Source organism: Bacillus salitolerans, from assembly GCF_042680805.1.
GTDB lineage: Bacteria > Bacillota > Bacilli > Bacillales > SA4 > Bacillus_CJ > Bacillus_CJ salitolerans.
Map to the genome: position 1 here is coordinate 219,613 of NZ_JBHUEM010000055.1, position 14,377 is coordinate 233,989.

The 14,377-nt window shown below is 40.3% G+C and carries 11 protein-coding genes; 7 read left to right on the forward strand and 4 right to left on the reverse strand.

Annotated elements, in window-relative coordinates; genetic code table 11:
• Nucleotides 1-482 precede the first annotated feature (482 nt).
• Complete coding sequence (locus ACFSCX_RS24415; RefSeq protein ID WP_377930871.1) at nt 483-929, reverse strand: CBO0543 family protein; 447 nt, start codon at nt 927-929, stop codon at nt 483-485.
• 353 nt (nt 930-1,282) lie between these two features.
• Between ACFSCX_RS24415 and ACFSCX_RS24420 the strand changes: the two genes are divergently transcribed.
• Nucleotides 1,283-1,891: a DJ-1/PfpI family protein gene (locus ACFSCX_RS24420; RefSeq protein ID WP_377930872.1), complete on the forward strand. Its 609-nt coding sequence runs from the start codon at nt 1,283-1,285 to the stop codon at nt 1,889-1,891.
• A gap of 109 nt (nt 1,892-2,000) precedes the next feature.
• On the opposite strand, the gene ACFSCX_RS24425 is transcribed toward ACFSCX_RS24420, so the two are convergent.
• From ACFSCX_RS24425 to ACFSCX_RS24435, 3 genes are all read right to left on the reverse strand, one after another.
• Entirely contained in the window at nt 2,001-2,969 is a 969-nt protein-coding gene (locus ACFSCX_RS24425) for an NAD(P)-dependent alcohol dehydrogenase (protein ID WP_377930873.1), read from the reverse strand.
• 328 nt (nt 2,970-3,297) lie between these two features.
• Nucleotides 3,298-3,522: a hypothetical protein gene (locus tag ACFSCX_RS24430; protein ID WP_377930874.1), complete on the reverse strand. Its 225-nt coding sequence runs from the start codon at nt 3,520-3,522 to the stop codon at nt 3,298-3,300.
• Between the two features lie 233 nt (nt 3,523-3,755).
• Nucleotides 3,756-5,405, reverse strand: coding sequence for a M20/M25/M40 family metallo-hydrolase (locus ACFSCX_RS24435; RefSeq protein ID WP_377930875.1), 1,650 nt, complete (start codon nt 5,403-5,405; stop codon nt 3,756-3,758).
• A gap of 361 nt (nt 5,406-5,766) precedes the next feature.
• Between ACFSCX_RS24435 and argC the strand changes: the two genes are divergently transcribed.
• From argC to carB, 6 genes are read left to right on the forward strand one after another with little or no spacing between them, the layout of a single operon-like run.
• Nucleotides 5,767-6,804 (forward strand): N-acetyl-gamma-glutamyl-phosphate reductase, encoded by a 1,038-nt coding sequence (gene argC, locus ACFSCX_RS24440; RefSeq protein ID WP_377930876.1) that lies wholly within the window; start codon nt 5,767-5,769, stop codon nt 6,802-6,804.
• A gap of 16 nt (nt 6,805-6,820) precedes the next feature.
• Nucleotides 6,821-8,047, forward strand: a complete 1,227-nt coding sequence (argJ, locus tag ACFSCX_RS24445) for a bifunctional ornithine acetyltransferase/N-acetylglutamate synthase (protein ID WP_377930877.1) — start codon at nt 6,821-6,823, stop codon at nt 8,045-8,047.
• A 12-nt stretch (nt 8,048-8,059) separates the two neighbouring features.
• Nucleotides 8,060-8,866, forward strand: coding sequence for an acetylglutamate kinase (gene argB / locus ACFSCX_RS24450; RefSeq protein WP_377930878.1), 807 nt, complete (start codon nt 8,060-8,062; stop codon nt 8,864-8,866).
• On the forward strand, nt 8,856-10,043 hold the full coding sequence (locus ACFSCX_RS24455) for an acetylornithine transaminase (protein WP_377930879.1): 1,188 nt from the start codon (nt 8,856-8,858) through the stop codon (nt 10,041-10,043). The genes argB and ACFSCX_RS24455 overlap by 11 nt, the downstream gene beginning before the upstream one ends.
• A gap of 17 nt (nt 10,044-10,060) precedes the next feature.
• Complete coding sequence (locus ACFSCX_RS24460; protein ID WP_377930880.1) at nt 10,061-11,140, forward strand: carbamoyl phosphate synthase small subunit; 1,080 nt, start codon at nt 10,061-10,063, stop codon at nt 11,138-11,140.
• On the forward strand, nt 11,127-14,342 hold the full coding sequence (carB, locus tag ACFSCX_RS24465; RefSeq protein WP_377930881.1) for a carbamoyl-phosphate synthase (glutamine-hydrolyzing) large subunit: 3,216 nt from the start codon (nt 11,127-11,129) through the stop codon (nt 14,340-14,342). Before ACFSCX_RS24460 ends, carB begins: the two co-directional genes overlap by 14 nt.
• Nucleotides 14,343-14,377: the final 35 nt, after the last annotated feature.

The following is a 14,377-nucleotide window of genomic DNA, read 5'->3' on the forward strand; positions in this document are numbered from 1 at the left end:
AGGGAAAACCACCTTATTTTTTCATGACAGAACATTTGCTTTGCCTTAGGCTAAACGGGGCGCACTAAGCCTTTTGTTCTTCCAAAAGCTGGTTTACACAAACTTTCTATCGTGGCTTTTAGAGAAAGTTGTAGTAGATGAAATGGAACTAAATGATGATCTTAATGCCTTAATGTAGTATTGCCTTGATTCTGGTATGCCAGTAATGGCCATTGAATCTGAACACATCAATTACCAAAGAAACGAACAATTCCTCTCGATTATGAGTTGGGCTCATTAGCAGTAAAGAGCCTCCTCTCAAGGCACTGAATTCCATGATTTTTATCCGGTTCCAACTGGCGGATAAGCGCCAGTAATAACCCTGTATAGGAACAAGACTAAAGTCGCCACCTTCTGTGGCAATGTCAGTGTGACCCACAGTGTGGGCCGGGGCTAACAATCAGTTGGGGATGAGGAACACCCCCACTGATTGAAGTTTCACTTTATTTGTTCAACGTTCTGAAAAATGTAAGATGCAATAAATGCAGAAGAAATAGAAATGGATATGTAATAGCCGAGTACCAATATCTCCACTCATTGTGATAAAAATACCCTGACAGTATAGAAAGAAATTCAAAAATCAAACAGAAAATAGTCCAGAAAAAAATATAGAGTAATTTATTTTTTAGTGATTGATTACTTGGATAGAAGTTCATAAAGATAACACCTGATGTTGGAAAGAGTATTAGAATAGGTAGAAACCCCGCAAATTGGACGCCTGAAGTAAAATAGCCATACCAATTATATTTAAGGTCAAACGTAATATCTGTTACAAATCCTAATAAAATTGAAAAGTTTGAAATCGCGTAAATTTCAGGTTTAGAAAGATTTTTAGGAATCCAATAAGCAACCATAATAAACAAAATGCATGAGAAAATTAAGAATTTCATCTGATAATCCTTTCAATAAGCTGTGAGCATTTCCTACTTAATTTTCCCCAATGGTTTTATCTCATTCTTAGATTTTTGCAGTTCGAGGTAAAATCCATGCAGAGAATTTTTTTATGAGTGGTAAGTAAATGTATCGGTAATGTTGCTGCTAAAGAGTGTAATTAGCATAAGATAAACAGCAATGGCTTTTATAAAAATTAGTGAGTCAATATAAGAATTACTTATAGAATATGATAAATTTATTCAACTTTTATGATCGCTTCTAGTAAGTTATTATAATTTTAGAACTGTGAGTAGAAATTGATTCAGAAAAAAATAACTATCATTATGGAAGAGTAAGGAGGGATACCAAGTTGAACATACAAATTGTATTATTTGATGGTTTTGGAGAGTTAGTCGCCCTAGCACCTTTTGAGGTTCTAAAACGAGCAAATGAATGTGGTGCTAGTTTTGACGTTGAAGTAGTTTCATATGAAGAAAAGACTGACATTATTTCATCCTTTGGGTTAATCGTAAAAGCGAATGATATTTTGCGAGTAGAGAATAGACCTGACTTACTTATCATTCCTGGTGGAGGATGGAACCACAGATCAGATGTTGGAGCAAGAAAAGAAGCAGAGAAGGGGAACTTGCCTCAATTAATCTATGACCTTCATTCAAAGGGGACAATTGTAGCCGGGGTTTGTACAGGTGGCATGTTAATGGCTTCTTCTGGTATTTTGAAAGGGAAAACAGCAAGTATGCACTATCTGGCAAAAGAAGAGTTAAGGGGATATGACGTAGAATTGATTAGTAACCGAATTGTGGATAGTGGAGATGTAATAACCTCTAGAGGAGTAACAGCTGGTGTTGATCTTGCATTATGGATCATTGAAAGATTCGCAGGGGCAAATATTGCAGCAGCTGTCGAAAGTCGAATGGAATATGAACGAAGAGGGGTTATCTGGAAAAACTATCCATAATAAATCTTCTCTATCTAATGCGATAGCAATAATGTCCTCAAAAAACAGACTGAGAAGGATCGCAGCCTGTTTTTTCTTTGTTCTATTTGAAGGTTTAATATCAAACCAATTAAACCGTAATGACCACTTTTCCTTGGGCATGCCCTTCTCCAAAATAATTAAAGGCTTCTTTTATATCACTTAATTTATACCGTCTATCAATGATTGGTTTTATTTTTCCAGAGTCAAGTAGATCACTTATATCATGTAAATCCTTTCGGTTTGCTCTTTGCAACAGGCTACTCATTTTTTTTGTTCCACTCATTGAAATAATAGGGCCGAAAGCTAACGTTTGAAACAGTTGTGATCCAGATCCCCCAACGTGAATAAATGTGCCATTTGGTTTTAATGCACGCTTGTAAACTGAAAGGGGGCGAGATCCATTCACGCCGAGAATAAGATCATAATGCTCAGCTTTAAGAGTAAAATCCTCCTTTGTATAGTCAATGACATGATCTGCTCCAATTGATTTCACGATGTTTACATTTCTTGTGCTACACACCCCTGTTACTTCAGCTCCGAATGATTTTGCAATTTGTACCGCGAACGTACCAACACCACCAGAAGCCCCGTAAATTAATACCTTGTGTCCAGGCTGAATCTTACCTTTATCTCGTATACCCTGTAAGGCAGTAACAGCCGCCATTGGCGTAGCAGCTGCTTCCTCGAAAGAAATACTGGATGGTTTTAGGACTAGAGCTTCTTCAGGGACAGCTACGTATTCAGCAAATCCTCCCCAGCCACAAATAGAAAGGTCACCAAACACCTCATTACCGACTTGAAACTGTTTAACATTCTTGCCAATAGCTTCAATCCGTCCAGCGATATCCCCTCCAGGAATGGAGTATTTTGGTTTTAGGAGTCCGAAAGCGAAGCGAGCTAAGAAAGGTTCACCTTTCAAAAGAACTACGTTTCCAAAGTTTAACGATGCAGCATGAACCTTTACCAACACTTGATTTTCTGAAGGTACAGGCTTTTCAATCTCTTTTAATTTTAGGACTTCAGGTGAACCATACTTTTGATAAACGATCGCTTTCATAAAATCTCCTCCATTATTGTATTCAATTCAAATCCAATACCATATCATTTAGATGGTATTGTGTGAACTGTTAAGCAAAATCTAAATTTGGCTATGACTGAGGTATAGTAGTATCTAGGTATTTATACGAACTTGAAGATAAATAGATTCATTATTCATTGGATCTTCATGAAAGTATTACAAATGAAATGACGTAATAGTGTATTGGAATGTTGGAAGTAACAATGACGGGTCTTAGTGATGAAGATGAAGTCCTATCCCTTAATAAACATCCCTTTACCTGGTTAGACTATTTGTTTGGTGAACTTACTAATTCATCAAATTGCGATTATTTTCTTGCCTTAAAGTTCATAAACAAACAGATGACCATCCACATTAGTAATAGTGCTAGTAATAATGTCCAAATGGATTTTAAGTGGTCATAAGTTAAGAAAACGGGTATACCACTAACGATTGACACAAGCAAACCCACCTGTATTTTTTTACTTATAAAATACCCTGCTAAACCGAGTAGGACAGGAATAAACGCAGGAAGCATCACTAATACCGTCATATACATCCTTCCTTTTTATTGAACTAATAGTATGTACGGCTAGGTGAAGAAATGGTTTCAATTTGAATACTTAAGTAACTTTGTAGCTAAATAGACTATATCATGTTTCCTAAGTGAAAATGGAAGGGGAGTAAATGATCTTAAAATAAGGATTTTAACTAGTAAACGGCGAAAACAACAGGACAAGTCGCCTCCTGTTATCGCCGTTTACTTAGTTTATCGAAATTGAGTACTTACTGTAACAAATTCTTTATCACAAGGTTCGTAAGGTTAGGAACGACTTCAGTAGAATACGTAATTTCCATTCGCTCATATTTTTTATGAGCATCAAACCCGTACGGACCAATATTAATAACGGGTACATTAATATCCCGGATATCTTGATAATTCACGTAATGCTTAGTACCCCAGCCAGGGTTGTTATCAGAAACAGCCTTTATCCCTTGTTCATCGTCGCTTAGAGCTACAAAGCTCATATCTGAAATGTAAGGGAAAAAGTTCCTTGTCACAATTGGATAATCGTATGTTGGTTGAATTTCGTTTACGGCAACCTCGAGTGCATCTAATAACTGTTTTTCCTTGTCATCTTTCCCGCTTATTTCAATGCGCGGGGAATAGAGTGATGAGTAGAATAGAATCATGGCTGGACTCTTGTCAGGCATCCATTTCCACGCTTCTTCCACCACTCTTGCAGCAAACATTCGGGTATCTAATGTAGAATCAAGAAGCAGTTGCTCCTTAAACTCTTTCATATGATCAATATATGGAGTGCCCTGAGTGGAAATGAGCATTTGCTCAAATTCCTCATATATAAACACTCTAGGCTTCCATGGGTGCTCCTTATACGGTTCACCACTTATCTCACAGTAGTTTCGGTAGCGTTGATTATACAATGCAAGCGCCTTTTTAAAAGCCGCATGAGCCTCGGTTTTTAACTTCTCCAAAACCTCCTTTGGTGACCAGGAGTGTATAAAGAAGTTATAGTACACATACGCAGATAGAGCTGTTTGGACCGTATATGAAGGCTTTAAATCTGTTTGCTTTAAGGAAACAGGCGGAACCGTAATTTCCCCATATGCTTCATTACTTAGGTCCGGGTTATAGTTAATTCGACTTGTAAGCTCGGCAGCAAGGAAGTTTGGATCTAATCCTTCAAAGCAAGAACCAACATGAGTTTCAGCTCCTGTAATGAAAAAGGAAGGAAGTAATTTTCCGACGGTTCCTTTATAGATGTAACGATTTTCATCTCCCTCATAACGAGGTGAAACAAAGTCTGCATTAATGGCACTAACATAATCAAAGTGATGCTCTTCTTTCCACGCTTTTAAATCCTTAAGTGCAGAAAGGATTCCATGTGAGCTATCCTCTTCATCACATTCAGCTACGAGCACAAGATTTCCGTCTAGTTCCTCAGGGTGCTCGGAATAATATTTTAATAGATAAATATGGCTGGCGAGTCCGCTCTTCATATCTAATACACCACGGCCAAACATCCAATCCTCGCTATCTGCGTGCTTTTTAATCACGTCTGGTAACGATTCTCTTCGAATCGCCTCAAGTAATTCGTCTGGATGCACGGCTTTGTCTGCTAGCTGATTAAAGTCATCAATTCCGACGGTATCCATATGTCCCATTAAAATCACAGTCTTATTACTTGTCCCTTTTGTCCCCTTCACAAAGGCAAGCACGTTATACCGCTCTTGTTCATCATTTTGGGTTTGATTCATTACAATCTGGCTCGAATTCTCCACAAAATAAGGAAACGAGGAAAGAAGCGTATATAGCACTTGAGCCATTTCCTTTTCACCGTTCGTATTTACGATACTCTCTATACTCACAAGCTGTTTCGTTAAAAACAGTACCTCATCTTTACAATTTAGCATATATTTTACCCCTTTATCTCTTTAACGTATTGCTTCAAACGTAGCTTATTTTTGGGGAAAATTCAATAGATTTGCGGTCCCTATTTTTGACAACTAAAAACTAATTATACTTTTTTTCGGCCCAAGTCAGCCCCTTACCGGCCAAATCTACTAAAATACCGGCCAACCAGCCCAGCGGCCTAACTCGCCCAACTGAACAAAAACGTTAGTCAGTATACATATAATTGAATATTTATAGAATTCAACCTTAGCAAACACTACTATTCACAAACTTTTTTTAGTATTTTTATATTTTATATTGCATAAAAATACCGTATAACTTATAATCATTCATTATTAAAGGTTTTAGGAGTTGAGGAATTTGAAGGCTGCTGTTATTGGTGGGACCGGTTATAGTGCGATTGAGCTCATTCGGTTATTGCATCATCATCCATATGCACATTTAGATACGATTGTTTCTCATTCAAATGGAGGAACGGAGTTACATGAGATCTATCCGCACGTCACAAATCTAATTGATACACCATTACAAGCATTAGACATAAAAAAACTTAGCCAAAAGATTCAGGTTGTATTTTTTGCGACACCTTCAGGAGTTAGTAAGGAGATGATCCCTGCATTTTTAGACGAAGGTATCAGGTGTATTGATTTATCCGGTGACTTTCGCTTGAGGTCCCAACAATCCTATGAAAAGTGGTACCGGCATCAAGCAGCAGAAGAAACCTACCTAAAGAAGGCAGTATACGGTCTCAGTGAAATAAACGAAGCACAAATCAAGGGATCAACGTTTATTTCCAATCCAGGCTGCTATCCAACTGCCACTCTATTAGCCCTGATTCCAGCCCTTCAATTAGGATTCATCGATCAAGACAACATCATCATTGATGCTAAATCAGGGGTATCTGGAGCAGGGAGAGGTTTATCACTTGCCACCCATTATGGTGAGGTAAATGAAAATGTAAAGGCTTATAAGCTAGGAGCCCATCAACATATACCCGAAATTGAACAAACACTCCAAACAGCCTGCCATTTTTCCAAAAGCATTACATTCACCACACATCTTGTCCCAATGACAAGGGGCATTATGTGTACGATTTATACAAATTTAACGAAGCAGGTGGCAACCGAAGACATTACTCTAGCATACACGGAATATTATCAAGACCATCCTTTCGTCAGGATCAGGCCAAGTGGAACGGTCCCTGCTACGAAAGAAGTATACGGTAGCAACTTCTGTGACATCGGATTCCATGCCGATGAACGAACAGGAAAGCTAACAATTGTGTCTGTAATTGATAACTTGATAAAGGGAGCTTCAGGTCAGGCAATTCAAAACTTAAACTTAATGAATGGATGGGATGTTCGCACAGGACTGTTGAATATTCCACTTTATCCATAGAACAGGAGATAGAACAATGCAGGTGATAAAGGCAAAGGAAGTTGTGAATGTACCAGATGGGAATGTGACCTCGCCAAAAGGGTTTAAAGCAGGAGGCTTACACTGCGGAATTAAGAAAAAACGCTTAGATCTTGGTTATATTTATTCGGAAGTTCCAGCCGTAACAGCTGGTGTGTATACGACGAATCTATTTCAAGCACCACCACTTGTGGTTACGCAGGAAAGTATTGCAAAAGAACAGAAGGTTCAAGCCATTTTAGTGAACTCTGGAAATGCCAACGCCTGCACGGGTGAGCAAGGTATGAAGGATGCGTATACGATGCAGAGCCTGTTTGCTGAAAAGCTGAACATACCGAATCATTTTGTTGCGGTCACTTCAACAGGTGTGATTGGTGTCCCTTTACCAATGGAAAAAATCAAGGACGGAATTGAGCACATTCTTTCGGATGAATACGAAGGTTCCTCACTATTCGAGCAGGCCATCTTAACCACGGATACAGGTGTAAAAAATAGCTGTGTTCAATTAGAGATTGATGGGGAAATCGTATCGATTGCTGGGGCGGCGAAGGGGTCAGGGATGATTCACCCTAATATGGCGACAATGCTAGGGTTCATAACCACCGATGCGGCAATTGACTATGAAGATCTTTCCTTTGCTTTAAAAGAAATCACGAATCATACCTTTAACATGATTACAGTAGACGGTGATACAAGTACAAATGACATGGTTCTTGTCATGGCAAATGGTAAGGCAGGCAACAACTCTCTAACAAAAAACCATCCTGATTGGGAGTTATTTAAAAAGGGACTAAAAATGGTGAGTGAGTCGTTAGCGAAGCAGATTGCTAGAGATGGAGAAGGGGCAACGAAATTAATCGAAGTACACGTAAAAGGTGCTATGAATCTAGAGACAGCTCGAGCTGTTAGTAAATCGATCATTTCTTCGAATCTAGTCAAAACAGCGATTTATGGAACGGACGCAAACTGGGGCAGAATTGTTTGTGCCATTGGATACAGTGGTCAGTCTATTGATCCTAACAGACTAGAAGTAAGCCTAGGTCCAATCAAAGTGGTGAAAAACGGATTGCCTTATCCATTTGATGAGAGGGGCGCGACTGCTTATCTCCAGCAAGAAAATGTTCATGTGTATGTTGATTTACATCAAGGTGATGTGGCAGCGACCGCATGGGGCTGTGACCTCACATACGACTACGTAAAAATAAACGCTTCTTACCGTACGTAAAGGGGAGAGAGGATGAAATATTTAGTCATTAAATGTGGTGGAAGTGTGATGGAACAGCTGCCATCCTCCTTTTATGAAGATATTGTGGATCTTCATGTAAGTGGTGAATGGATGCCCATCATTGTTCATGGTGGGGGGCCTCTCATCTCGACTTTACTCAAAACTAATGGGATTGAAACAAAGTTTGTTGATGGGCTTCGCGTTACAACCGAAGAAGTGCTTGATGTTGTTGAAATGGTTTTGAGTGGTACGGTCAATAAGCAAATCGTTCGAAGGCTATTGAAACATGGCGGAAAGGCGTTTGGCATCAGTGGTGTAGATGGAACGCTTCTCAAAACAATCCCGACTACTAACCATCACGAACTAGGCTTTGTCGGTGAAGTAGCTGAAGTAAATAAAAACATCATTGAAACGATTATTGACGCAGGCTTCATTCCTGTGATTTCACCAGTCGGAATCGATGAAGAAGGACAGCGCTATAACATTAATGGAGATATCGCGGCTTCAGCGGTGGCCAAAGCGCTTGGTGGAAGCATGTGCATGATCAGTGACATACCCGGGATTTACACGGAAGTTGACGGGGAAAAATTCACGTTAAATAAACTCACAAAGAAGGAAGTTGAGAAACTAATCGATCGCGGCATGATATCAGGTGGAATGGTACCGAAAGTAAAGGCAGCCATCGATGGTCTCGTTCATCAAGTTCCAGAGGTCGTAATAATAAATGGGATGGAGCCTAATAGCTTAAAAAGATTCACAGAAGGAAATGAGATTGGCACGAAAATTGTGCTAGATGAGGAGTGCTTACATGTCCACTAATTTACAAACCTCACCGTTAATGTCTACGTATAGCCGATTTCCGGTCACAATTGTTAAGGGAAAAGGAAGCTTTGTTTGGGACGAAACAGGAAAACAATATTTAGATTTCACGTCAGGAATTGCTACATGCAACCTCGGTCATGTGCCAGATGTTGTAAAAGCGAAACTGGAAGAACAATTGCAGTCGTTATGGCATTGCTCAAATTTATATCACATTCCGGTTCAGGAACAATTAGCACAGCTGCTTGTTGACTATAGCTTTGGTGATCATGTGTTCTTTTGTAACAGCGGGGCTGAAGCGAACGAAGCGGCGATTAAGCTAGCGAGAAGATATGCCCAAAAAGTAAAGGGTACGGATAAGTATGAGGTTGTCACGTTTACCCACTCCTTCCACGGAAGAACACTTGCCACAATATCAGCCACAGGACAGGGAAAAATTCAAGCGGGCTTCTTCCCACTTGTACCAGGATTTAGGTATTTGCCGTTTAATGATGCAGAGGCACTTGCCGATCTTGTATCAGAAAAAACATGTGCTGTTCTGCTTGAACTTGTGCAAGGCGAAGGCGGAGTGGTGCCAGCAGACCCAGCGTGGATCAGCAAAATCGCTGATTTATGCAGGAAGCATGACATTCTCCTGATGATAGATGAAATTCAAACAGGAATGGGCCGAACAGGTTCATTGTTTGCCTATGAGCAATATGGGATCGAACCAGATGTGATGAGCTTAGCAAAAGGACTTGGATCAGGCTTTCCAATTGGGGCGATCATCGCAAATGAAAAGGCAGCAAAAGCGTTTGATCCTGGGAGTCACGGAAGCACATTTGGTGGAAATCCACTTGCGACCTCTGCAGGTCTTGCCACGATGGAATATTTAGTATCAAGTAACACCGTGCAAGAAGCTAGTTTACTAGGTACCTATTTAGAATTGAAATTAAATGCCCTAAAGGACACGTTCCAACAAATAGATGAGGTTCGTGGAAAGGGCTTGCTACAAGGAATTGTTGCAGTAGAAAAAGCAGCGAAAATAATAGAAAAGGCTAGAGAGCATAACATCCTTCTATTAACAGCTGGTCCTGATGTAGTTCGAATCCTGCCGCCATTAACGACAAGCAAACAAGAAATCGATCAGCTCATAGATGCTTTACAGATGATATTTACAAGCTCACTAGACTTCTAACGTAGGAGGGAACAGGAATGAACGAGCAAGGATACCTCATCCTTGAGACAGGGGAAACATTTGAGGGATATCTTATTGGAAATAAAAAGGGGTGCACAGGAGAGGTTGTATTCAACACAAGTATGACGGGCTACCAGGAAATGATGACAGACCCTTCCTATGCAGGTCAAATCTTAACGTTTTGTTATCCTCTTATTGGTAATTACGGAATCAATTTATTTGATAATGAGAGTAAGAAGCCTCAGTTAGCAGGTGTAATCATCGGAGATCTTTGTGAGAAGCCAAGTCACTATTTGGCCATCAATAGTCTATCCAATCAGTTAGAACAGGCAGGTATTGCTGGTCTTACAGGAGTGGATACACGTGCATTAGTGAAATGTATTCGTAAGCACGGGACGATTAAAGGCATTGTTTCCACAAGCCTTTCTCCTCAAACAGACTTTCATTATTCGAATCCGTTTTGGGTGAAGGAGGTTGCGACAAAGGAAGCAGTCCATTATTCAAATTCAGGTCCACACGTTGTATTACTCGATTATGGCTATAAAAAATCAATACTTGATGCGTTAGTACATGAGGGTTGTGAAGTAACCGTTGTCCCGTATCATTATACGTACGAACAAGTTCATGCGCTGAAGCCTGATGCAGTCATATTCAGCAATGGACCAGGGGATCCAATGGAGTTAAAGTCTTATTTTTCCGAAATTAAAAAAATCAGCCAGCACTATCCGGCATTAGGGATCTGCTTAGGTCATCAGTTACTTGCTCTCGCCTACGGTGCGAAAACAGAGAAACTAGCATATGGTCATCGAGGTGGGAATCATCCAGTAAAAGAACTGCTCACAGGAAAAGTGCAGATGACCTCTCAAAATCATAGCTACGTCGTAACAGATTCCAGTATTGATTTAAATGAATTTATCGTGACGTACCGAAATGTGAATGACCGAACGATCGAAGGACTACAGCATAAAAAGTATCGTATTCAATCCGTACAATTTCATCCAGAAGCACACCCAGGTCCAAGTGATACCGCTCATATTTTCACCGAGTTTCTTGGACAATTATCACCAGTAGGAAGTGTCAATTATGCCGTTACGTAAAGAATTGAAAAAAGTACTCGTCATTGGATCAGGTCCGATTGTGATCGGTCAAGCAGCGGAATTTGATTATGCAGGTACACAAGCATGTTTAGCCTTAAAGGAAGAAGGAATCAAGGTTGTACTTGTGAATAATAACCCCGCCACGATTATGACGGACACTCAAATTGCAGACAGTGTGTATATGGAGCCATTAACCGTTCCTATTTTAGAGGAAGTTATTAAAATGGAACAACCAGATGGAATCATTGGAACGTTAGGCGGACAAACAGGCTTAAACCTTACTGTTCAACTCTTTGAACAGAACATCCTGCAAACATATGGAGTGGAGCTTCTTGGGACTTCCGTCGACTCGATTCAACAGGGAGAGGACCGGGAGAAGTTTCGTCAACTCATGCTTGAAATAGGCGAACCGATTCCAGAATCAAGTATTATTCACACATTTGAAGAAGGAGTTCAATTTGTAAAAGAAATTGGTTATCCTGTCATCGTTCGTCCAGCCTATACACTAGGAGGGGCTGGCGGGGGCTTTGCCTACAATGATGAGGACCTAGAAGTTGTATTGAAAACGGGACTTGCAGCTAGTCCGATTCAACAAGTACTCCTTGAAAAGAGTATTAAGGGCTGGAAGGAAGTCGAGTACGAAGTAATGAGAGATGACAATGATACGTGTATCATTGTTTGCAATATGGAGAACATGGATCCAGTCGGCGTTCACACAGGAGATTCAATCGTTGTAGCACCCTCTCAAACGCTAACAGATGTCCAATATCAAATGCTTAGAAACGCTTCACTAAAGGTCATTCGTGCATTAAAGATCGTGGGGGGCTGTAACATTCAGTTTGCGTTGGATCCACTGTCCAACCAATACTACATTATAGAGGTCAACCCGCGTGTGAGTCGTTCATCTGCACTTGCCTCAAAAGCAACAGGCTATCCGATTGCAAGGATCGCAGCAAAATGTGCGATCGGCTATCACCTAGATGAAATCGTGAACCCGATAACAGGCTCAACCTTTGCTTCTTTTGAACCAGCCTTAGACTATATCGTCGTGAAGCTTCCAAGATTTCCGTTCGATAAGTTTTCAGAAGCAGATCGAACGTTAGGGACGCAAATGAAAGCAACTGGAGAAGTCATGGCGATTGACCGCTCGTTTGAAGGAGCATTAAACAAAGCAATTCGATCACTAGAAATGCAGGCAAATGGTTTAAGAATTCCCTCCTTGCAGTCTATCGGTGATACGGAATTACATGAACTGTTAGTCACCCCAACGGATATACGACTGTTTACCTTAGCTGAAGCGCTATGGCGCGGAATGACGGTTCAGGAGTTAAACGAAAAAACGAGCATCGATGCATGGTTTTTAGAGAAGCTTCTAGGTCTCATTGACTTAGAGAAGGAGCTATTAACCTATTCCTTGCATTCGCTTCCTATCCCGTTACTACAACAAGCAAAGCGAAAAAATATTGGAAATGCTAGATTGGCTTCGATTTTCAATGTTTCTGAAAAAGAAATAAGAGGGAAGCTGAAGGAATATAAGTTAATGCCTAGCTATAAGCTAGTTGATACGTGTGCAGCTGAATTTGATGCGGTGACACCGTATTACTATTCAACGTGGCAGGGAATGGATGAAGTCGAAATATCCAATACCCCTAAACTAGTTGTCATTGGTTCAGGTCCGATTCGAATCGGTCAAGGGGTGGAGTTTGATTATTGTTCTGTCCATGCCGCCCTTGCTGTTAAAAAGAAGGGCTATGAAGCGATTGTTATCAATAACAATCCAGAAACGGTAAGTACGGATTATTCAATCGCAAACAGGCTTTATTTTGAGCCGTTAGCGACAGAGGATGTTCTTGCTGTCATTGACAAAGAAAAACCACTTGGCGTCCTTATTCAATTTGGTGGGCAAACCGCTATTAATCTAGCGCATGCGCTTCAAGAAGAAGGGGTAAAGGTGCTTGGAACTTCGGTAGAATCAATTGATGCTCTAGAAGATCGTAAACAATTTTATGACGTGTTAGCACGCCTGCAAATTCCGCATATTAAAGGTGAGACCGTTACACACGCTGAGCAACTAAAAGAAACAGCTAGTAAACTAGGTTTTCCAGTGTTAGTTCGACCTTCTTATGTCATTGGCGGTCAATCGATGTATATTTTTCATAAAGAGGATGAACTAGACCATTATGTCAAGCGTTTAACCGAAACACCAAATGATCGAATCTGGCCCCTTCTTGTTGATGCCTATATTCCTGGACTAGAGTGTGAGGTTGATGTGATTAGTGACGGCATGGATATCGTGATACCAGGTATATTTGAGCATATAGAACGAGCGGGTGTGCATTCTGGTGATAGTGTGACCATCTTCCCGCCGGTAACGTTATCGGTACAAACAAAAGAAACATTAGTGGACTATGCAACACGAATTTCAACAGCAATGTCAGTAGTTGGAATGATGAATGTACAATTCGTCATCTCAGAAGGAACCGTTTACGTACTAGAGGTGAATCCTCGTACTTCCCGTACGGTGCCAATCATGAGCAAGGTTACCGGAATTCCGATGATTGAATGGGCTACGTACGCCCAGCTTGGCGTACCACTTTGTGAACTGGCAAAAGAAACAGGACTATTAAAGGAACCTACTTACTACGCGGTCAAAGTACCTATCTTTTCTGCCAGTAAACTAAAAGGCGTAGACCACATACTTGGACCTGAAATGAAATCGACTGGGGAAGTATTAGGACTAGGAATTACTCCAAAACAGGCACTGCAAAAAGCATTACCTTATGAATCACTCGATCAAGAGAAGTCTATCTTTTGTTCAATCTCCGATGCGATGAAGCATGAAAGTTTAGAAGTCTTGAAGAAGCTCACGCAAATGTCTTATAACTTAATTGGAACAAGTGGAACTGTAAGCTTTTTAAAAAGATATGGGATAGAAGCAACTACCGTGGAAAAAGACGAAAGGACGTTAGAGAAGCTTTGGAAAAATGGTGAAGTCGGAGCGGTTTTGAATATACCTACACAAGGAAGAAACAATCAAAAGCTAGGGTTCTTTATTCGAGAGCTATCTACACGATTCCAAGTTCCATGTTTTACAAGCTTAGATACATTTAACGTATTTCTTGAATTAGAAAAAGAAGACGGTATATCAGTGAAGTCCATACAAAAATATCAACATGACCAACAAAAAATCATGATACAGTGAGGTGGAAGGTGTGTTAAATAAGGCAAAATGGCAAC

Excerpts from the sequence above, each read along its gene's own strand:
- argJ (WP_377930877.1), top strand. The coding sequence starts at position 6,821 with ATGCAGGTGATAAAGGCAAAGGAAGTTGTGAATGTACCAGATGGGAAT.
- ACFSCX_RS24415 (WP_377930871.1), bottom strand. The coding sequence starts at position 929 with ATGAAATTCTTAATTTTCTCATGCATTTTGTTTATTATGGTTGCTTAT.
- ACFSCX_RS24425 (WP_377930873.1), bottom strand. The coding sequence starts at position 2,969 with ATGAAAGCGATCGTTTATCAAAAGTATGGTTCACCTGAAGTCCTAAAA.
- ACFSCX_RS24460 (WP_377930880.1), top strand. The coding sequence starts at position 10,061 with ATGAACGAGCAAGGATACCTCATCCTTGAGACAGGGGAAACATTTGAG.
- ACFSCX_RS24435 (WP_377930875.1), bottom strand. The coding sequence starts at position 5,405 with ATGCTAAATTGTAAAGATGAGGTACTGTTTTTAACGAAACAGCTTGTG.
- ACFSCX_RS24455 (WP_377930879.1), top strand. The coding sequence starts at position 8,856 with ATGTCCACTAATTTACAAACCTCACCGTTAATGTCTACGTATAGCCGA.
- argB (WP_377930878.1), top strand. The coding sequence starts at position 8,060 with ATGAAATATTTAGTCATTAAATGTGGTGGAAGTGTGATGGAACAGCTG.
- carB (WP_377930881.1), top strand. The coding sequence starts at position 11,127 with ATGCCGTTACGTAAAGAATTGAAAAAAGTACTCGTCATTGGATCAGGT.
- ACFSCX_RS24430 (WP_377930874.1), bottom strand. The coding sequence starts at position 3,522 with ATGACGGTATTAGTGATGCTTCCTGCGTTTATTCCTGTCCTACTCGGT.